Genomic DNA, 19,457 nt, shown 5'->3' with positions numbered 1-19,457 from the left:
TCATGAACGACCACATCCACTCCGAGGGCTCGGGCGAGTTGCACGACCACGGGGCGCTTGGCGATGCCGAGTTCGCGGAGTTCATGGAGCTCGCCGCGGAAGAGGGCTTCGACGTCGAGGACGTCGAAGGTGCCATCGAGGAGGCCGGTCACGGGCCGCTGCCCGTGCTCGCCGTCGTCGGCCGCCCCAATGTCGGCAAGTCGACCCTCGTGAACCGCATCATCGGGCGCCGCGAGGCCGTCGTCGAGGACAAGCCCGGTGTCACCCGCGACCGCGTGACCTACGAGGCCGAGTGGTCCGGGCGCCGCTTCAAGGTCGTCGACACCGGCGGCTGGGAGCAGGACGTCTTCGGCATCGACGCCTCCGTCGCCGCGCAGGCCGAGTTCGCGATCGAGGCCGCCGACGCCGTCGTGTTCGTCGTCGACGCCAAGGTGGGCGCCACCGACACCGACGAGGCGGTCGTACGACTGCTGCGCAAGGCCGGCAAGCCCGTGGTGCTGGCCGCCAACAAGGTGGACGGACTGAGCGGTGAGTCCGACGCGGCCTATCTGTGGTCCCTGGGTCTCGGCGAGCCGCACCCCGTGTCCGCGCTGCACGGCCGGGGCACCGGCGACATGCTGGACGCGGTCCTGGAGGCCCTGCCGGAGGCGCCCGAGCAGACCTTCGGCGCCACCGGGATCGGCGGCCCCCGCCGGATCGCGCTGATCGGCCGCCCGAACGTCGGCAAGTCCTCGCTGCTGAACAAGGTGGCCGGCGAGGAGCGGGTCGTCGTCAACGAGCTGGCCGGCACCACCCGTGACCCGGTCGACGAGCTGATCGAACTCGGCGGTGTCACCTGGAAGTTCGTCGACACCGCGGGTATCCGCAAGCGGGTCCACCTCCAGCAGGGCGCCGACTACTACGCCTCGCTGCGGACCGCGGCCGCCGTCGAGAAGGCCGAGGTCGCGGTCATCCTGATCGACGGCTCCGAGTCCATCTCCGTGCAGGACCAGCGGATCGTCACCATGGCCGTGGACGCGGGCCGTGCCATCGTCGTCGCCTACAACAAGTGGGACACCCTCGACGAGGAGCGCCGCTACTACCTGGAGCGGGAGATCGAGACCGAGCTCGGCCAGATCGCCTGGGCCCCGCGCGTGAACGTCTCGGCGAAGACCGGACGGCACATGGAGAAGCTGGTCCCGGCGATCGAGACGGCCCTGGCGGGCTGGGAGACGCGGGTCCCCACCGGTCGCCTCAACGCCTTCCTCGGCGAGCTGGTCGCCGCCCACCCGCACCCGATCCGGGGTGGCAAGCAGCCGCGCATCCTCTTCGGCACCCAGGCCGGCACCAAGCCGCCGCGGTTCGTGCTCTTCGCCTCCGGGTTCATCGAGGCGGGCTACCGGCGGTTCATCGAGCGCCGGCTGCGCGAGGAGTTCGGCTTCGAGGGCACCCCGATCCACATCTCGGTGCGGGTGCGCGAGAAGCGCGGCGCCAAGAACACCAAGAAGAAGTGACGCGGGCATGAGTGAGGGGGCGGTCCCGACCGGGACCGCCCCCTCACTCATGCCTCAGATCCCTCTGCGCGGGCCGGGCGGCAGCGCCGCCGGGACGTGGTGCATCCCGGTGTGCTGCTGCCCGATGTGACCCACCCGCTGCCACTGCGACTGCTGGCGGGCGCTGAACGCCCCCGCGCTGTAGGCGCTGTACGAGCTGCTGAACGAGCCCGAGGCGTGCGGGGTGTTCCCGAACGCGGTGAAGCCCAGCTCCTCCTCGCCGCTGCGGTCACCCGGCAGCGAACGGAAGGTCTTGACGTACTCGGAGTAGAGCGCGTCGTAGATCGGCGTGGCCGATGGTCCGCCGGGAAACCGGCGCGGAGCGTCGTATGGGTGCACGTATGTCCAAACGACCGCGGGACTTCAGGGATGCGGGTGCGTGATCAGGGGGCACCCGCACGTCCCGGCGAGGCGGACCTTCACGCCCCGGCGAGGCGGACCTTCACGTCCCGGCGAGGCGGACCTTCACGCCCCGGCGAGGCGGACCTTCAGGCCCCGGCCGGGCGGACCCTCACGTCCCGGCCAGGGGCATCGCGGCGGCCACCAGCTTCCCGTTGGCCGCGGCCTTGTCGAGGGCGTCCCGGAGCAGGTCCTCGCGCGGCTGGCGGCCGATGGAGCCCACCGGGGCGGCGAACATCAGCACCTGCTGGTGCTTGTTCGCGGCCGCCCGCCAGCTCTCGGTGACCTGGAGCGGCTGGTGCGCCTGCCACCAGGCCACCGGCTGGCCGCCGTTGGCCGACGGCTGGAGCACCGCGTGCAGCTGGCCCACCGCCAGCAGCACCGACCAGCCGTGCAGCACCGACGGCACCGAGTCGATCGTGGTCAGCGGCATGAACCCCTGCTCGATGAGCAGCGGCAGGAAGTCGTCGCCGAGTCCCGTCGCGCCCGGCCGCACGATCGGCCCGGTCGGTTCCACGACCAGCGCCGGGTGCAACTCCCCGGCGATCAGGACGAGTCCGCTGGTCACCCCGAGCACCGCCTGCTCGGGTGCGACCTTGTCCGGGTCGAGGTCCACGGTGTCGCCGGTGATGGACTTCACCGCGCCCTGGAGCTGCTCCTCGGTGACCTGGACGACCTGGGAGGGCAGGCAGGTGGCGTGGGCGAAGGCCAGGACGGCGGTCTCGTCGCCGATGAACAGGACGGTGCTGGTGCGCTCCTGTTCGGAGTCGCCCTGGGTGCGGCAGGACGTGCAATCGTAACTGCCGGGGGCGTTCTCGCCGGCGAGCAGCCGGTCGGCTTCTTCGTCGCCGATCTCGGCACGTACCTCGTCGCTGACGTCGAGCATGCGCGGCACGGGTGGCTCCCTCGGGATGTGGTGCTCGGGCGGGTCCCGGGCTCATGAAGAAGACAACGGGTGATCTGTGGCCGGAGTCACGCTTCAGGGCGAACGGAATCGAACCATCCAGCGCGCAGGGTCACCGCGGGTGCGCAATCGGGCACTCAGCGTCAAGTAGAGGGGAGGTCAAGGGAGTTGGTTGCGTGAACCGGGTCACAGAATGGCAACGGTCCTGTTCGACAAATCAGGAAATCCACTGAAGAAGTGGGTGGCCGGAACATGCCGATACCCGCGGTAACCATCAACTGACCTGGTACGACGAGGAGTTGGTTGCTGTCGCCTCCACAGGCTCTCTACATTCCTCCGCCGTGTGCAGCGAGCACCGCTCGGGAACGTCCGCCGACGCACCAAGCCAGCACTTCGCACCACCTTCGGCGGACGGGGCGGAGCGCGACCACCCGGCCCCTGTGCCGGGAGCGCGCCCCGCCTTGGGGGACCCCGGGTTGTTCGAGAGGGAATCACATGTCCGAATGTGCCGATACCACGCGCGACAGCGCTCGTAAGACCCGGACCACCGCGGCCCTCGCCGGGGCCGCCCTGCTCGCCCCCCTCGGACTGCTGGCCGCGGCCGGCAACTCCGTTGCGGCGGACGGCGGAGTGTGGGACCGCATCGCCCAGTGCGAGAGCGGCGGGAACTGGCACATCAACACCGGCAACGGCTACTACGGAGGACTCCAGTTCTCCGCCGGCACCTGGCGCGCGTACGGCGGTACGGCCTACGCGCCCACCGCCGACCAGGCCACCAAGTCACAGCAGATCGCCGTGGCCACCAAGGTCCAGAACGCCCAGGGCTGGGGCGCCTGGCCGACCTGCTCGACCCGGGCCGGGGCGTACGGCGGCGCGCCCGCCGCCTCCTCCGGCTCCGCGGAGAGCTCGTCCTCGACCAAGGCCGCTCCCGCCAAGCCGGTGAAGAAGCCGGTCCGTTCGGAGGGCCACACCAACCGCAGCGCGTCCCGCGGCGACTACACCGTCCGCACCGGCGACACGCTGAGCAAGGTCGCCACCCGGCACGGGACCACCTGGCAGCGGCTCTACGCCCTCAACAAGGCCGTCATCGGTGCCGATCCCGATCTGATCGTGCCCGGGCAGCGCCTCGAGATCTGAGACACCCCGTAGCGGGCAGCGGGCCCCGTCCGGCCGTCCTTCGGCCGGGCGGGGCCCCGCCCGCATGCGGGCGCTCCGTCTGGTTCACCTCGGCCGCAGTTCCGCTGCCTCTCCGGCGAACACGACCGTGCCGCGCCGCAGTTCGTACACGATCGTCGGCCTACCGAGCAGCGCGGGCGGGAGCCGCTGCTCGGCCACCACCACACACGCGTCCAGCGCGGCGAGGAGCTCGTACGTGCGGTCCGCGACCGCCGGGGACATGCCCTGCGCGGGTTCGTCGACGAGGACCACGCGTGCGCGTGCCAGGAAGGCGCGGGAGAGGGCGAGCATGCGCTGCTCGCCGCCGGAGAGGGTGCCGGCGCGGCGGGCAAGGAGCGGGGCCAGCTGCGGGTAGGCGTCCAGGGCGAGGTCGTGGGCGGGCGCGGCGAGTTCGAGGTTCTCGCGGACGGTGAGCGAGCCGAACACCGCCTGGCGCTCGGGGACCAGGCACAGCCCGCGCCGGGCCCGCTCGTCTGCCGGGACACGGGTCACGTCGGTGCCGTCCCACACCACGCGGCCGTCGGTGAGCTGCACTGTTCCGGCCAGGGCGCGCAGGGTGGTCGTACGGCCGGAACCGTTGCGGCCCAGCAGGACGGTGAGGCCGGGGGCGGGGGCGGTGAGGGTGATGCCGTGCAGGGCCTCCAAGGGGCCGTAGCGCACGCGCGCGTGGCGCAGGGAGATTCCGTTCATACGGCCGTCTCCCGGGCGTCGAGGGTGTCCAGTACGTGGGCCGGGGGCCCGGAGGCGACGATGCGGCCCGCGGTCATCACGTGCACCACGTCCGCGAGGTCGGCGACCAGGTCCAGGTCGTGCTCGACGACGAGGAGGGCCGTGCCGTCGGCGGCCAGGGCTCTCAGGACGCGGGTGAGGGCGGCCACTTCGGCGGTGTCCAGGCCGGCGGCGGGTTCGTCGAGGAGGAGGACGCTCGGGGTGCCGGCGAGGGCTCTGGCGAGTTCGACCCGGCGGAGGGTGCCGGTGGGGAGGCCGGCGGCGGGGGCGTCCCGGAGGGGGCCGTCGAGGCGCAGGAGTCTCAGTGCGCGGTCCGTGGCCGACGGGTCTTCGATGTGGCCCTGTTCCGCGCCGAGCCGGACGTTCTCGGTGACGGTCAGGGTGGGGAAGACGGCGAGTTGCTGGAAGGTGCGGGCGATTCCCAGGCGGGTGCGGGCGTGGGGGGACAGGTGGGTGATGTTCCGGGCGTTGTGGCGGACTTGGCCTCGGGTGGGGCGGAGTGTTCCCGCCAGACAGTGGAAGAGGGTGCTCTTTCCGGCTCCGTTGGGGCCGATGATCGCGGTGATTCTGCCTGGGGGGACGGTGAGGTCGACTCCGGCGAGGGCGGTGAAGCCGTCGTAGCGGGCGTGGAGGTCGTGGGCGGTGAGGACTCCCCGGCCTTCGGCCGGGTTCGTCCTTGTGTTCCCACCCGCACCACCCGTACGGGAATCGCGGTCGGGTGGTGCGGGTGGCCCCTGTGGGGGTGCAGCGCCGTCGGCGGGTGCGGCTGTGTGGTGGGGCGCGGTGGCGTGGTCGGGGGCGGGCGTGGCGTCGGGGGACGGGGCGGGTACGCCGACGGGTGCGGGTGCTCGTGCCGGTCTTGATACCGGTGCCGGTGCCGGTGTCTCTGCTGGCGCCGGTCCTGATGCCTGTGCCGGTGTCGGGGTGGGCCCTGGTGCCGGTGCCCCCGCTGGTGTCTGTGCCTGTGCGCCGGGTGTCGTCCTGAGGCGGTGCCGCACGCGGGAGCCCAGCGGGGTCAATCCTGTCCGCCGGGGTGGCCGCAGGCGTTCCGTCAGGGTTCGGAGGGCGTCGTACGGGCCCCCGGGGAAGCGGCCCACCAGGACCGCCAGCACCCCGATCAGGGCCGCCGCCACCCCGCCCCGTGCTCCCGCGTCCAGGCCGACCAGCAGGGCCGCCGCCGCCAGCGCGCCCAGGGTGCTGTCGGCGCCCAGGACCGTCACCGCGGCGAACCAGAGGAGGCTGCGGACGGGGTCGTAGGCCGAAGGGTCGAAGGCGCGCAGACCCATGGCGAGCATTCCGCCGCCCAGGGCGGCCAGGGCCGCGCCCGCCACGAAGGCCAGCAGCTTCAGGGCGGGGACCCGGACGCCCGCCGCCGACGCGCCCTGCTCGTGGTCGCGCAGGGCGGCCAGGGCCCGGCCCGTGCGACCCCTGCGCAAGGCGTGGGTCGCCAGCAGGGCCAGTGTCAGCAGGGCCAGCTCCAGGACGTAGTACGCCCGGTCGCCGTCGAAGCCCCGGGGGCGGCCCAGGGTGAGGCCGGACGTGGCGTACGGCTGGGCGAAGACGAAGCGGCTCACGCCGACGCCGACCGCGAAGGTCGCGAGGGCCAGTGCCAGGCCACGACGGGTGATCGCCGGCCACCCGGTCAGGAGGCCCAGGGGAGCCACCAGAAACACCGCGAGTGCGAGGGCCGCCAGTTCCGGCAGCCGGGGCAGGCCCGGGAAACGGCCCGCGGCGAGGAGCGCGGTGAACAGGGCTCCCAGCCCCGCGTAGGCCGCCTGCCCGAGGGAGATCTGGCCGCCTCTGCCCGTCACCACCACCAGCGAGAGCAGCACCACACCCAGCGCCGGGACCTGGACCGACGTGTGCAGGTCCGGCCCGGCGAAGCCCAGCGGGAGCAGGAACAGCACCGCCGCCACGATCCACGCGCCCGGCGGCGTCGGCACGCGCGCGGTGGCCGTCCGCGGCAGACCGTCACGGGTGCCGACGCCGGGGAGCACCAGGGACGCGATCAGCAGGGCCACGACGAAGAGGTTCGCGCCCACCGCCTGGAGCAGCGGTGCGCCCCAGCCCGACGGGTGCAGCCTCGTCAACTGGCTCTGGGCGACCCCGATCGTCAGGGCCACCAGGACGGCCACCGGCAGGCTCCGCATCCGTGCCGCCACCGCGACCGCGAGCACCTCCATGACGAGCAGCGGCAGGCCGTAGGGGTCCAGGCGGACGTAGGGAGCCAGCAGCACGCCCGTCAGGCCCGCCGTGAACGACCCGAACGCCCAGCCTGCTGCCGCCACCCGGTCGGCGTCGATCCCGCCGAGCACGGCCAGCCGCCGGTCGTCCACCACCGCCCGCAGCTCCCGCCCGAAGCGCGTCCGGCGGATCACCGCGCCCACCCCGAGGGCCAGGACCAGGACGATCGCCAACTGCCCCCAGGGGTCGGCCGCCACCAGCTCCGGGGCGTCGTCCCGGGCGCCCTGACCCCACAGCAGCGCGGCCCCGCCCACCAGCAGCACGAACACCCCGATGGAGGCCACCAGGGTCTGGGCCGGATCGCCGCCCAGGACGGACAGCGGGCGGAAGACGAGACGCTCCAGCACCACTCCCAGGCCCGGAGCCAGCACCAGGAGGGTCAGCGCCGCCCCGGCCCACAGCGGGCGGCCCCACTCCACCACCCACTGCCGCAGCACATACGCGCACACCATCGCGATCGCCCCGTGCGCGAAGTTCAGCACCCCGGTCGCGCGGTACGTCACGATCAGGCCGACCCCGGTGAGCGCGGCGGCGCTGCCGACCGACAGACCGGCCAGGGTGAGGTCCCAGGTCAGCGAGGACATCAGTCGGTCTCTTCGACGGGCTCGCAGATCGGGCAGGGGCCCAGCTCCCCGCTCGCCAGGAGCTTGGCGTCCACCGGGACCGCCTCCGCCTTCCCGGAGACCAGCGGGCAGTCCGCGCGGTGCCAGAGCGTGCCGCCGGGCACCATCAGCAGGTCCCCGCTCACCGCGAGGGGCGCCCCGGCCGCCGTGCCGGAGTCCTCCGCGGGGCCGGGGTCCGCGGCGACCAGGAGGCCGTACAGCTCCTCCACGCGGGTGGCGGCCAGCGCGCCCCGGCCGTGGGTGAGGAGGACGGCGCCGGCGACGATCAGCGCGGCTCCGGGCACCGTGCAGGAGGCGAGGTAGGGCAGCTGCCGTTCGGCGTAGCGCTCGCCCGAGACGCCGTACCAGCCGAGGACGCAGAGCACCGCGCCCGCGGCGAGGGCGGCCCAGCCGGCCCAGAGGACGGGGTGCACGGTCCGCAGTCGGGCTGTCCGCATCTCTGGCTCCCACATGTCGCGTGCCTGACCCTGTGCAAGTCCACCCATCGCTTGCACTATGCCTTCTTGAAGCTGACCCTGAAAGCACTGGGCGCACGTGGCCCGGACCGACACCCGGTGGTGGTGAGCCAGATGGTTCTCGGGAGCGACCGCACGTGGAGGAACGGCAGCCGGGGGCTGGTGGCGGGGTTCGTCCTCGCCGTGGCCCTCTCGGCGTGCAGCGACGACAGCGGCGGCGGCAGCGAGAGCCCGCCGCCGACGCCCTCGGTGGAGCGGAGCACACCGTCCGCGGCCCCGTCGACCGGCGGACCCGCCGACGCGGCGGCCGCCCGGCGCGAGATCACGACGAACTGGCAGAAGTTCTTCGACCCGAAGACCTCGACCAAGGACAAGCAGGCCGTCCTGGAGAACGGCGACGAGATGGGGCCGGTGCTGCGGGCGTTCAGCGGTGACCAGCGGGGCGGGCAGGTGAAGGCGCAGGTCACCAAGGTGCAGTTCACGAAACCGGACCAGGCGACCGTGACGTACACCCTGCTCCTGAACGGCGCCACGGCCCTGCCGGACGCCTCCGGCACGGCGGTCGAGGAGGGCGGCCACTGGAAGGTGTCGGTCAACACCCTGTGCGCACTGGTCCAGTTGAGCGGCAATGCCACGGCGTCGGCGCTGCCGGGCTGCTGAGGCCGCCCTCGCGGTGCTGCTGCTCGCGGTGGGCACGGCGTGCGGCAGCCGGCTGCCGGAGAGCGACTTCGAGCACCGGGAGCGCGCCGGTCCCGCCCAGGACGCCGGGCCGATCCGGGTCGGGATCGTCACCAGCGCCACCAGCCCGGTCGGCGGCGACGCCTTCACCGGCCCCCGCGACGGGGCCAAGGCGTACTTCGAGCGGCTCAACGCGCGCGGGGGCGTCGACGGACGCAGGGTCGAGGTGCGCGAGTGCGACGACGGCGGCAGCGGCGTCGGCAACAACACCTGTGTGCACCGGCTGCTCGACGAGGACAAGGTGGTCGCCCTGGTCGCGACCACCGCCCTCGACTACGCGGGCGCCTCCCGCGTCTCCCACGCGCGCGTGCCCGACATCGGCGGTCAGCCCATCGGCGCCGCCTACGACACCTGGCCGCACCTTTACGGCATCTACGGCAGCCTCGCGCCCCGCGACGGCACCACCGGCTGGGGCGGCAAGCAGTACGGCGGCACCGAGGTCTACCGCTACTTCAAGCGCGAGCACGGGGCCCGTACGGCCGCTGTCGTGTCGTACAACCAGGCCGCCTCCGTCGCCTACGCACGGCTCGTCGAGCAGGGGCTGAGGGCCGAGGGCTACCAGGTGGTCACCGAGCAGGTCGACTTCGCGCTGCCCAACTTCCGTGCCGTGGCGGCCGATCTGAAGGAGCAGGGCGTCGACCTGGTCTTCGACGCCGTCGACAGCCATGGCAACGCCCAGCTGTGCGAGGCGATGGACCGGGCCGGGGTCGAGGTCACCGCCAAGGTCACCAACGTGCAGAACTGGACCTCCACCGTGCCCGACGACTACAGGGACGCCCCGCGCTGCCGCAACGCCCTGTGGGCCACCGGATCCAGCAGGAACTTCCAGGACACCGGCAATGCGGCCGTCCGCGCCTTCAGGGACGCCACGAAAGGCCTCCGGACGCACTCCCAATGGCAACTGGAGGGCTGGGCGGCCGCGATGTGGTTCACCGACGCGGCGAGGTCGTGCGCGGAACAGGGCATCACGCGCGCGTGTGTCGACGCGTACATGAACCGCAGCCAGGGCTGGACCGCGGACGGACTCCTCGTCCCCGTCAGGTTCGAGCGCCTCTCCGAGCCGCCGGAGCACCGCGAGACCTGTCTCTCGGTGGCCCGCTGGAAGGACGGCCGCGGCTGGGTCTCCCAGGGCGACATGAACGACACCTGCTTCGACGTTCCGCAACTGTCCTACCAGCAGTGACCTGTCGGTGTCCCTCAGCGCAGTGCGCCGAAGAACTCCCTGATGTCGCCGGACAGCAACTCCGGGACCTCCAGGGCGGCGAAGTGGCCGCCGCGGTCGAACTCCGTCCAGCGGACCACGGTGTTGGCCTGCTCGGCCCAGCGGCGGATCGCCACGTCCTCGCCGAAGTTGGCCACCGCGGTCGGCACCCCCGAGTCCGACGTCGGGAACCAGTCGGGCACATGGCTGTTCTCGTAGTACATGCGGGCCGCGGAACCGGCCGTGCCGGTCAGCCAGTACAGCATCACGTTGGTGAGCAGGGTGTCCCGGTCGACCGCGTCCTCCGGCAGGGCCGCTGAGGAGTGCGTCCACGCCTGGAACTTCTCCATGATCCAGGCCAGTTGGCCGACGGGCGAGTCGGTCAGGCCGTACGACAGGGTCTGCGGGCGGGTCGACTGGAGGACGTTGTAGCCGAAGCCGTCCGTGGTGAAGTCGGCGATGCTCGCGAGGCTCCTCAGCTCGCGCTCGGTCAGCCCCTGCCGTGCCTCCTCGTCGACCGGGCCGAGCGGGATGAAGCCGACCGAGGCGGCGTTCACATGGACGCCGACCACGGACTCGGGGGCGACGCGGGCGAGCGCGGGGGAGATCAGCGCGCCCATGTCGCCGCCGTGGGCGCCGTACCGCTCGTAGCCGAGCCTGCGCATCAGCTCCGCCCAGGCGCGGGCGACCCGGTTGACGTTCCAGCCCTTGTCACGGGTGGGCCCGGAGAAGCCGAAGCCCGGGATGGACGGGATCACCAGGTGGAAGTCCTCGCTCAGGGAGCCGATCACGCCGAGGAACTCCACGATCGACCCCGGCCAGCCGTGCGTCAGGATCAGCGGGAGCGCGTCCTCGCGGGCGGAGCGGATGTGCAGGAAGTGCACCCGGGCGCCGTCGATCTCGGTGACGAACTGCGGGAGTTCGTTGAGGGCGGCCTCGTGCTTGCGCCAGTCGTAGGCGTTCCGCCAGTACCCGGCGAGATCGCGCAGATACGGCAGGGAGGCGCCGTACGCCCAGCCGGCGTCCGGGAGTTCGTCCGGCCAGCGGGTGAGGTCCAGGCGGGTGTGCAGGTCGTCGAGCTGGGCCTGCGGGATGTCGATCCGGTGGCTGTGCACGCTGTCGTCTGCCATGAGTCCAAGGTAGGAAGACTTGCGGACAGCTACTGTCCGCGATGACTGGCAGACTCGGCCCCATGCTGGAGACCTCGGCACGACTGCTGCGCCTGCTCTCGCTCCTCCAGGCCCACCGCGACTGGTCCGGCGCCGCCCTCGCCGAACGCCTCGGCGTCACCCCGCGCACCGTGCGCCGGGACGTGGACCGGCTGCGCGAGCTGGGCTACCCCGTCAACGCCAGCCCCGGCACCGGCGGCGGCTACCAGCTGGGCGCGGGCGCTGAGCTGCCCCCGCTGCTCCTGGACGACGACGAGGCCGTCGCGGTCGCCGTCGGACTGCGCACCGCCGCGGGCCAGGGCATCGAGGGCATCGGCGAGACCTCGGTGCGGGCCCTCGCCAAGCTGGAGCAGGTCCTGCCGGGCCGGCTGCGCCGCCGGGTGGGTGCCCTGAACGCCTTCACCGTGCCGATGCTCCGCGGCCCCCAGCCCTCCGCCGTCGACCCGGCCGTCCTCACCGAGCTCGCCCACCTGTGCCGGGACGCCGAGCGCCTGCGCTTCGAGTACAGCGACCGCCCCCAGTCTCGAACAACCTCGACCGGGGGGACCCCCATGGGCGCCGCCAGCCGCCGTACCGTCGAACCGCACCGCCTGGTGTGCAGCGAGCGGCGCTGGTACCTGGTCGCCTGGGACCTCGACCGCGACGACTGGCGGACCTTCCGCGTCGACCGGATCACCCCGAAGCCGCCGCACGGCCCCCGCTTCACCCCGCGCACCCCGCCCGCCGACGACCTCGCCGCCTATGTCTCGCGAGGCGTCTCCACGCGCGCGTACGCCTCGCACGCGGTCGTACGGCTGCTGGTGCCCGTCGAGGAGGCCGCCGAGCGGATCTCGCCGAGCGCCGGGGTTCTGGAGGCGGAGGGGCCCGGCAGCTGCATCCTGCGCACCGGCGCCTCCAGCCTCGACGTCATGGTGATCCATGTGGTCCTGACAGGCTTCGAGTTCGAGGTGCTGGAACCCGCCGAGCTGACCGAGGCGATCAGGACGGTTCGTGACCGGCTTGCTCGCTCGCTTGCTCGCTCTTCGGCTCCGGCTGCGGAGCCTGGGCCGCGTACTCCGGATGGTGCAGGTCGAACGCCGGGGACTCGGAACGGATCCGCGGCAGCGTCGTGAAGTTGTGCCGCGGCGGCGGGCAGGAGGTCGCCCACTCCAGGGAGCGCCCGAAGCCCCAGGGGTCGTCCACCTCGACCGGCACGCCGTACTTCGCGGTCTTCCAGATGTTGTAGAGGAACGGCAGCGTCGACATGCCGAGCAGGAACGCGCCGATCGTCGAGACCGTGTTCAGGGCAGTGAAGCCGTCGGCGGCGAGATAGTCCGCGTACCGGCGGGGCATGCCCTCAGCGCCCAGCCAGTGCTGCACCAGGAACGTGGTGTGGAAGCCCACGAACAGCGTCCAGAAGTGGATCTTGCCGAGCCGTTCGTCGAGCAGCTTCCCGGTGAACTTGGGCCACCAGAAGTAGAAGCCGGCGAAGATCGCGAAGACGACCGTGCCGAAGACGACGTAGTGGAAGTGCGCCACCACGAAGTAGGTGTCCGACACATGGAAGTCCAGCGGCGGCGAGGCCAGCAGCACCCCGGTCAGACCGCCGAACAGGAACGTCACCAGGAAGCCCGTGGCCCACAGCATCGGTGTCTCGAAGGACAGCGAGCCCTTGATCATGGTCCCGGTCCAGTTGAAGAACTTCACTCCGGTCGGGACGGCGATCAGGAAGCTCATGAAGGAGAAGAAGGGGAGCAGCACCGCGCCGGTGACGAACATATGGTGCGCCCACACCACGATCGACAGTCCGGTGATCGACATCGTCGCCGCCACCAGCGTCAGATAACCGAAGATCGGCTTGCGGCTGAAGACCGGGATGATCTCCGTGATGATCCCGAAGAACGGCAGCGCGATGATGTACACCTCGGGATGCCCGAAGAACCAGAACAGGTGCTGCCACAGCAGCGCCCCGCCGTTGCCCGCCTCGAAGACCTGAGAGCCGAAGCGCCGGTCCGCCTCCAGGACCAGCAGGGCGGCCGCGAGCACCGGGAACGCCAGCAGGATCAGGATCGACGTGAACAGGGTGTTCCAGGTGAAGATCGGCATCCGGAACATCGTCATGCCGGGCGCGCGCATCCCGATGATCGTGGTGATGAAGTTGACCGCCCCGAGGATCGTGCCGAAGCCGGCCAGCGCAAGGCCCATGGTCCACAGGTCGGGGCCGACGCCGGGGGAGTGCGCGGAGTTGTTCAGGGGCGCGTAGGCGAACCAGCCGAAGGCGGCGGGGCCGGTCGGCACGAGCAGCGACCCCAGCACGATCAGCCCGCCGAACAGGAAGAACCAGTACGACAGCATGTTCAGCCGGGGGAAGGCCACGTCCGGGGCGCCGATCTGGAGCGGCATCAGCTCGTTGGCGAAGCCCGCGAAGCTCGGGGTCGCGAACAGCAGCAGCATGATCGTGCCGTGCATCGTGAACAGCTGGTTGTACTGCTGGTTGTCCATGATCTGGAGCCCGGGGCGGGCGAGCTCGGCGCGCATCAGCAGGGCCATGACCCCGCCGACCAGGAAGAACACGAACGACGTGATCAGATACAGGTGGCCGATCTTCTTGTGGTCGGTGGTGGTCAGCCAGTCCACGACCAGCCGCCCGCGCCGCCTGTGCCGCCTGGCCCGCACGGGTCCTGCCGTCGCCTGCGCGGTCTGCGTCCCCATCGCTCGCCCCTTCGCTCGGCTCACGCCATGATGCTCGCGCCGTCGTGCGCGGCGACAGGGGGCGTAAGGGGGTTCTGTGCCGGAACCGTGTATTTCTTATGCGGTGTCAGCTTCCCGGTCCCCATCCGGTATAGGCGGGCAAAGGGGCCGCGGCTGTTCTTCGCCCAGCCTTCTCACAGTCCTTTCGGGGAAGTCGGGGGACACGCGGGAATTTCGTTCGAATACCCGCGGAAGGGCTAGGGAAACGCCCGTCCGTGTGACGCACCGCTAGGGAAACGCGGACCTTGATCCTGTGACAGAAGCGTGACAGGAGGGGGGCCGGGTACGGACTTCCGCAGCCACCGGGCAGGGCCTAGCGTGGCGCCATGGCACCCATTCCCACACCGTCCGCCGAACCCGACGACAGCCCGGACACCTATGTCGGCCTCGACTCCGCAGCCGCCGAGCGGATCGCGCGCGAGCGGGGCTGGCCGACGGTCCGGTCGCTGCCGCCGGGGGCGATCATCACGATGGAGTACCGCGCGGGCCGGCTGAACTTCGAGGTGAAGGACGGCTTCGTCGCGCGGGCCTGGAAGGGCTGAGATCCCGGTACCTGGGGGGCTGGATCCCCGGTATCCGCAGGTTCCCGGTATCCGGAGGGGCTGAGGTCCCCGGCGTCCGCAGGTTCCCGGCATCCGGAGGGGCCGAGGTCCCCGGTAGCCGGAGGGGGCGAGATTCCCGGTACGACGACGAAGGCCCCGGCTCCTGGGAGGGAGCCGGGGCCTTCGTCGTCGTACCGCTGCGAGGTGGTGTGCGTACCTGCGACGGAGCCGGTCAGCCGCCGGTCAGCGGGCGGGTGGCCGAGGACGGGGTGCCGCGGACGAGGCGGTCGGAGTGCGGCGGACGGCGGCTGCCGACCGGGGTGACCGGGGTGCGCTCCGAGCGGCTGGTGTGCGGGCCGGGGGACAGGTGGATCGGTGTCCTGGGTCCGCGCGGCGGAGCGACGGCCTCGCGGGCCGCGGTCTCGTTCTGCGGGGCGGTGAGCGGCTTGAGCCGGGCCGGCGCGGGGGCCGTGACCGGGGTGACGGGGGCCGGGGCCCTGACGCCGCCGCGGGCCCGCCAGCGGTCGCGCAGGTCGAAGGCGTAGACCTCGGTGCGGGCGATCAGCGGCTCGAACCAGGGGAGCGCCAGCAGGATCAGCAGCCCCGCGACCCAGCCCAGCAGGACGTCGCTCAGCCAGTGCGTACCGAGGTAGACGGTGGCCATGCCGACGCCCAGCGAGGTCACCGCGGAGATCGCGGACAGCCAGCGGCGGGCTCTCGGGGTGGAGGCCAGATAGGCCAGGATTCCCCAGGTCACCACGGCGTTCGCGGTGTGGCCGCTGGGAAATATATCGCCGCCCATGCCCATCTCGTTCGAGCCGATGACGGTGGCGTAGTGCGGTCCGAGCCGTCCCATGCCGTACTTGGCGGCGCCGACCGTGATGTTCAGCAGCAGCAGCGAGGTGCCGAGGGTCAGCAGCGGGCGCAGGGTGTGCTGCCGCCAGGAACGCCAGCCCAGCCAGGCCGCGACCATCACCGCGGTCGGGCCGCGCTGGCCCAGCACCACGTAGTAGTCGACGAACCAGTGGATGGACGCCCACTGCTGGTACGGCCGGAAGAACATGACCTGCCAGTCGAGGCGGACCAGCCACGAGGTGGTCACCACCAGCCACACGATCGCCAGGTAGAACGCCAGGGCCGCGACCACGAGGACGGTCCGGTGACGGCTCGCTCTCGGCACGCTGAGGTGGGCCGGCCGTTCCGGCTCACGGTCCAGTCTGGCGAACACCCGGTCCAGACGGGTGGGGTTTCGTTCGGTACGCACCCAATCGACGTTACAGCGAGTGAGCTCTGTTCCCTGTCGAATCAGCGGCTTTGTGATGACGATGTGATGTGGGATTCCTCTCAGGCGGGGGTTTATTTCCAGCGATTCCGCAAAGGGGGGCGGCTCCGCCCTTCAATTCCTTTGATCATTCTGGGTTCCGGTTTTATGGCCCTTATGAATTCGTTCACCGAATCATGGGGCGGAATTGTCCGGCCGCTCATGGACGCCCGGGGGGCCGGCCCGTCGATCATGGCGGACCTGAGCCGTTCAGCCAGAACGCGCCGTACAGGGCGGACGCGACGGCGACGGCGGCCACGACCGCGGCTGACCTGCGGGTTCTCGCGCGGGCGAGAGCCAGGGCGAGGGGGAGCAGCAGGGGGAAGGCGGGCATCAGCAGGCGCGGTTTCGAGCCGAAGTAGCTCGACGCGCACAAGGCGAGTGCCGTGACGACCCCCGCGTACACCAACAGGGGCAGCGGCTGGCCCTGGCGCACGCAGATCACGTACAGCCAGATGATCAGCGCGACCCCGACGATCAGTCCGGCTCCGGCGAGGGCGGACGGGAACGACGTGAACTTGTCGCCGACGAATCGGGCGAACGCGTACCCGCCGTCGAACCCGTTCCGCCAGCCGGCCTGGACGTCGAGGTAGCCGAGGGGGCCCTTGCCGGTGCGGTGACCGACCCACAGGACGTAGGCGGCGGTGCCGAGGGGGGCCAGCGCCATGCCGAGGGCCCTGCGCACGCGCGTGCCGCCGCTCTTGCCGACGCCGGGGGAGTGCGACGGGGTGCGTGCGCCTTCCGCGTCCGGGGCGCGCCCGCTCAGGGACGCCGTCCCGGTCTCGGGGGCGTGTCCGACGGCACGGGCGCCGCCCGCATGCGCCGCGCTTCGGTTTCGCCCCGAGGAGGGACCCTCGGGGCGGCTCCGATCACGTTCACAGGCGACCGATGCGGCCTCGCCTTGGCCCCGTTGGTAGGCGGCCGTGGCGGCCTGGCCCGGCTCCTGTTCGCAGTCGGCCGTGGCGGCCTCGCTCCGGTCCCGTTCGCAGGCGACCGTTGCGGCCTCACCCAAGCCCTGTTCGCGGGCGACCGTCGCGATCTCGCCCGGCTCCTGTTCGCAGGCGGCCGTCGCCGCCTCGCTCTGCTCCCGTGCGCCGACGACCGTGGTGGTCTCGCGGCCGGCCTGGTCGCCGGCGGTTGTCGTGGTCTCGTGGCGGTCCCGTCGCTCCCGCAGGAAGGCCGCGGCGCCCGTCGCCCACACCGCCGCCACCACCGCCAGTCCGACCGGGCGGGTCAGGCCTGCCAGGGAGGCCAGGAGGCCCGCCGTCACCCACCGCCCCGTCAGGACCGCGTACAGCGACCACGCCGCGAGTGCCGTGAACAGCGACTCGCTGTACGCCATCGACTGGACGATCCCGACGGGCAGGACGGCCCACAGCAGGACCGCGCAGACGCCGGCCCGGCCGCCGTACACGTGGTCCGTCACCGCGAAGACACCCCAGGCCGCGGCGAGCGAGGCGAGCAGGGAGACCACGAAGCCCGCGTCGGCGTACGACAGAGGGGTCAGCGCGGACAGCAGTCGCTCCAGCCAGGGCAGAAGGGGGAAGAAGGCCAGGTTGGAGTGCACGTCGCCGTTCGGGAGGCGCACCTCGTAGCCGTAGCCCAGTTCCGCGACCCGGGTGTACCAGAGCGCGTCCCAGCGGGCCGTCAACAAGGTGTACGCGCTCTTGTCGCGCGCCGCGCTCCACAGGGCCAGCGTGAGAAGGCCCAGGGCGCGGACGGCCGCGTAGCCGAGCAGTGCCGGGGTGGCTCGGCGCAGGGCCCGTCCGGGGCGCGTTCCAAGATCGGTCACGGGTCCGATTATCGACCGCGCGCCGAACCGCCAGGTCCCCAGGGGCGCGCGGGCGGACCACCGGAGTGGTGTACGCCACACGAGTTCTGTCCCATGTCTGAGAGGTCCACCACTGGGCGAACGCGCGAACTCGCGTACGCTGACGTGTCACCCGCCGTTCGCTGCGCGGGCCGGAGACAGCCGCTCCTCTCCGGCCGAGATCATGGGGAGTCCCCGCCCCGTGTGCCCGCCGAACGCGAGGGAACTTCTGGGAGGTACGTACATGTCCGGGACGACCACGGCCGCCGCAGCGCTGCGCCGTCGGGCGGCCGGGGCCGGTGCAAACCGCTGGGTCGTCCTGGTCGTCCTCTGCGTCAGCCTGCTCCTGGTCGCCCTCGACGCGACGGTGCTGCACGTGGCGGTGCCCGCCGTCACCGAGGACCTCAAGCCCGGCGCGATAGAACTGCTCTGGATCGTCGACGTCTATCCGCTCGTCTGCGCCTCGCTGCTGATCCTCTTCGGCACGCTCGGCGACCGCGTGGGCCGCAGACGCGTCCTCCTGCTCGGCTACGGCCTCTTCGGTGTCGCCTCCGCGGTCGCCGCCCTCGCGGACAGCGCCGAGGTGCTGATCCTGGCGCGGGCCCTGCTCGGCGTCGGCGGCGCGATGATCATGCCCGCGACCCTCTCGATCCTGCGCCAGGTCTTCCCCGACCGGCGTGAGCGGGCGCTCGCGATCGGCATCTGGAGCGCGGTCGCCGCGGTCGGCGCGGCGGTCGGCCCGCTGCTCGGCGGCTTCCTGCTGGAGCACTTCTGGTGGGGCTCGGTCTTCCTCGTCAACATCCCGCTGATGCTGGTCAGTCTGCCGGTCGGCCGACTGCTGCTGCCCGAGTCGAAGGGCGGCGCGGACGGCCCCTGGGACGTGGTCGGCGCCCTGATGGCGGCCGCCGGTCTGTTCGCCCTGGTGCTCGGCGTGAAGCGGCTCGGCGGCGGCGAACTCGACGCCTTCACCGCGGTCCCGCTGATCGTGGGCGCGCTGCTGATGGTCCTGTTCGTACGACGGCAGCGGCGACGCACCCACCCCCTGGTGGACCTGCGGATGTTCGCGCGCCCCGCGTTCAGCACCTCCGTCGGCTGCATCGTCCTCGCCATGCTCGCCCTCGTGGGCCTCGAACTGATCGCGGCGCAGTATCTCCAGCTGGTCCTGGACCTCTCCCCGCTGGAGACCGGTCTGCGTCTGCTGCCGCTCACCGTCGCCGCGATGGCGGCCGGGCTCGCCGGGGCGCGTCTGCTGCGGCGGTTCGGCCCGCGCCGGATGGTCAGCGCCGGGTTCTGTCTCACCGCCGTGGCCGTCCTGCTGCTCACCGCGATGGGCGACAGCGACAACACCGGCCTGCTGCTGTTCGGGTTCGTCCTGCTCGGCTTCGGCCTGGAGACCACGCTGTTCGGGGCGTACGAGTCGATGCTCAGCGAGGCACCCCCGGAGCAGGCCGGCGGGGCCGCCGCGATCGGCGAGACCTCCTACCAACTGGGCGCCGGCATCGGGATCGCCCTGCTCGGCAGTGTGATGAACGCGGCCTACGCCCCCGGTCTGTCGGGCGTGCCCGGGGTCCCCGAGTCGGCGTCCCGGTCGGCCGGGCACTCCCTCGGCGAGGCCTACGACGTCGCCGGCAGCCTCGGTGGATCCGCCGGGGTCGCCCTGCGCCGCGCCGCCCGGGACGCCTTCGTGCACGGTCTGCACGTGACCTTGCTGGTGAGTGCGGGGTTGCTGGTGCTGGGTGCGGTGATGGCGCTGCGGCTGCCGCGCACCATGCAGTGCGGTGAGACGCCGACGGCCGTGGAGCTGCCCTCGCCCCGTGAGGTGGCGGAGTCCCGCGTCTCTGCCTGAGGCGCGTCCTGCCGGGCGGGCGTCTGGCTCTCGGGGGA

General features: G+C 72.0%; 15 protein-coding genes and 1 pseudogene. 7 read left to right on the top strand and 9 right to left on the bottom strand.

What is annotated here, in order from left to right; translation table 11 throughout:
- Nucleotides 1-2 precede the first annotated feature (2 nt).
- Nucleotides 3-1,493: a ribosome biogenesis GTPase Der gene (der, locus tag AQJ54_RS27905; protein WP_062241821.1), complete on the top strand. Its 1,491-nt coding sequence runs from the start codon at nucleotides 3-5 to the stop codon at nucleotides 1,491-1,493.
- A 54-nt stretch (nucleotides 1,494-1,547) separates the two neighbouring features.
- Here the strand turns inward: der and AQJ54_RS27900 are convergent, their stop codons facing one another.
- Both AQJ54_RS27900 and AQJ54_RS27895 read right to left on the bottom strand, forming a co-directional pair.
- The gene (locus AQJ54_RS27900; protein ID WP_020139415.1) at nucleotides 1,548-1,871 is read right to left on the bottom strand and encodes a hypothetical protein; all 324 of its coding nucleotides are present in this window, start codon (nucleotides 1,869-1,871) and stop codon (nucleotides 1,548-1,550) included.
- 172 nt (nucleotides 1,872-2,043) lie between these two features.
- Nucleotides 2,044-2,826 (bottom strand): hypothetical protein, encoded by a 783-nt coding sequence (locus tag AQJ54_RS27895; RefSeq protein ID WP_020139414.1) that lies wholly within the window; start codon nucleotides 2,824-2,826, stop codon nucleotides 2,044-2,046.
- Nucleotides 2,827-3,330: 504 nt separating this feature from the next.
- Between AQJ54_RS27895 and AQJ54_RS27890 the strand changes: the two genes are divergently transcribed.
- Nucleotides 3,331-3,972, top strand: coding sequence for a LysM peptidoglycan-binding domain-containing protein (locus AQJ54_RS27890; protein WP_062028796.1), 642 nt, complete (start codon nucleotides 3,331-3,333; stop codon nucleotides 3,970-3,972).
- A gap of 84 nt (nucleotides 3,973-4,056) precedes the next feature.
- Here AQJ54_RS27890 and AQJ54_RS27885 read toward each other — a convergent pair whose 3' ends face one another.
- Genes AQJ54_RS27885 through AQJ54_RS27875 form a run of 3 tightly spaced genes read right to left on the bottom strand, consistent with a single transcriptional unit; the run spans nucleotide 4,057 to nucleotide 8,044 of the window.
- Nucleotides 4,057-4,701, bottom strand: coding sequence for an ABC transporter ATP-binding protein (locus tag AQJ54_RS27885; RefSeq protein ID WP_062028789.1), 645 nt, complete (start codon nucleotides 4,699-4,701; stop codon nucleotides 4,057-4,059).
- The gene (locus tag AQJ54_RS27880) at nucleotides 4,698-7,568 is read right to left on the bottom strand and encodes an ABC transporter permease subunit (protein ID WP_062241819.1); all 2,871 of its coding nucleotides are present in this window, start codon (nucleotides 7,566-7,568) and stop codon (nucleotides 4,698-4,700) included. Before AQJ54_RS27880 ends, AQJ54_RS27885 begins: the two co-directional genes overlap by 4 nt.
- Entirely contained in the window at nucleotides 7,568-8,044 is a 477-nt protein-coding gene (locus AQJ54_RS27875) for a hypothetical protein (RefSeq protein WP_062028785.1), read from the bottom strand. The genes AQJ54_RS27880 and AQJ54_RS27875 overlap by 1 nt, the downstream gene beginning before the upstream one ends.
- Nucleotides 8,045-8,176: 132 nt before the next feature.
- On the opposite strand from AQJ54_RS27875, the gene AQJ54_RS27870 reads away from it, so the two are divergent.
- Both AQJ54_RS27870 and AQJ54_RS27865 read left to right on the top strand, forming a co-directional pair.
- Nucleotides 8,177-8,722 carry an MTB12 C-terminal domain-containing protein gene (locus AQJ54_RS27870; RefSeq protein ID WP_425471542.1) on the top strand — a complete coding sequence of 182 codons (546 nt, stop codon included), beginning with the start codon at nucleotides 8,177-8,179 and terminating at the stop codon, nucleotides 8,720-8,722.
- Nucleotides 8,691-9,983, top strand: a complete 1,293-nt coding sequence (locus AQJ54_RS27865) for an ABC transporter substrate-binding protein (protein WP_062241816.1) — start codon at nucleotides 8,691-8,693, stop codon at nucleotides 9,981-9,983. The genes AQJ54_RS27870 and AQJ54_RS27865 overlap by 32 nt, the downstream gene beginning before the upstream one ends.
- A gap of 14 nt (nucleotides 9,984-9,997) precedes the next feature.
- Here the strand turns inward: AQJ54_RS27865 and AQJ54_RS27860 are convergent, their stop codons facing one another.
- Complete coding sequence (locus tag AQJ54_RS27860) at nucleotides 9,998-11,131, bottom strand: epoxide hydrolase family protein (RefSeq protein ID WP_062241814.1); 1,134 nt, start codon at nucleotides 11,129-11,131, stop codon at nucleotides 9,998-10,000.
- Between the two features lie 62 nt (nucleotides 11,132-11,193).
- On the opposite strand from AQJ54_RS27860, the gene AQJ54_RS43885 reads away from it, so the two are divergent.
- Entirely contained in the window at nucleotides 11,194-12,282 is a 1,089-nt protein-coding gene (locus AQJ54_RS43885) for a WYL domain-containing protein (RefSeq protein WP_079070031.1), read from the top strand.
- On the opposite strand, the pseudogene ctaD reads toward AQJ54_RS43885, so the two are convergent.
- Nucleotides 12,281-13,861 (bottom strand): annotated as a pseudogene (ctaD, locus tag AQJ54_RS27855) (aa3-type cytochrome oxidase subunit I); the annotation flags it as partial. The gene AQJ54_RS43885 and the pseudogene ctaD sit on opposite strands and share 2 nt — an antisense overlap.
- Nucleotides 13,862-14,226: 365 nt before the next feature.
- On the opposite strand from ctaD, the gene AQJ54_RS27850 reads away from it, so the two are divergent.
- A complete protein-coding gene (locus tag AQJ54_RS27850; protein ID WP_030322439.1) occupies nucleotides 14,227-14,442 on the top strand; it encodes an I78 family peptidase inhibitor in 216 nt (71 codons plus the stop codon).
- Nucleotides 14,443-14,674: 232 nt separating this feature from the next.
- On the opposite strand, the gene AQJ54_RS27845 is transcribed toward AQJ54_RS27850, so the two are convergent.
- Together AQJ54_RS27845 and AQJ54_RS46825 are read right to left on the bottom strand one after the other, a co-directional pair.
- Nucleotides 14,675-15,706, bottom strand: coding sequence for a phosphatase PAP2 family protein (locus AQJ54_RS27845; protein WP_030322437.1), 1,032 nt, complete (start codon nucleotides 15,704-15,706; stop codon nucleotides 14,675-14,677).
- A gap of 247 nt (nucleotides 15,707-15,953) precedes the next feature.
- Nucleotides 15,954-17,555 carry a mannosyltransferase family protein gene (locus AQJ54_RS46825; protein ID WP_062241810.1) on the bottom strand — a complete coding sequence of 534 codons (1,602 nt, stop codon included), beginning with the start codon at nucleotides 17,553-17,555 and terminating at the stop codon, nucleotides 15,954-15,956.
- A 262-nt stretch (nucleotides 17,556-17,817) separates the two neighbouring features.
- Here AQJ54_RS46825 and AQJ54_RS27835 point away from each other — a divergent pair, with 262 nt between their 5' ends.
- The gene (locus AQJ54_RS27835; protein WP_062241808.1) at nucleotides 17,818-19,419 is read left to right on the top strand and encodes an MFS transporter; all 1,602 of its coding nucleotides are present in this window, start codon (nucleotides 17,818-17,820) and stop codon (nucleotides 19,417-19,419) included.
- Nucleotides 19,420-19,457: the final 38 nt, after the last annotated feature.

Source organism: Streptomyces griseorubiginosus, from assembly GCF_001514195.1.
Lineage (GTDB): Bacteria > Actinomycetota > Actinomycetes > Streptomycetales > Streptomycetaceae > Streptomyces > Streptomyces griseorubiginosus.
The sequence above is the reverse complement of the archived record's forward strand: the minus strand, read 5'-3'. Positions and strand labels throughout refer to the sequence as shown.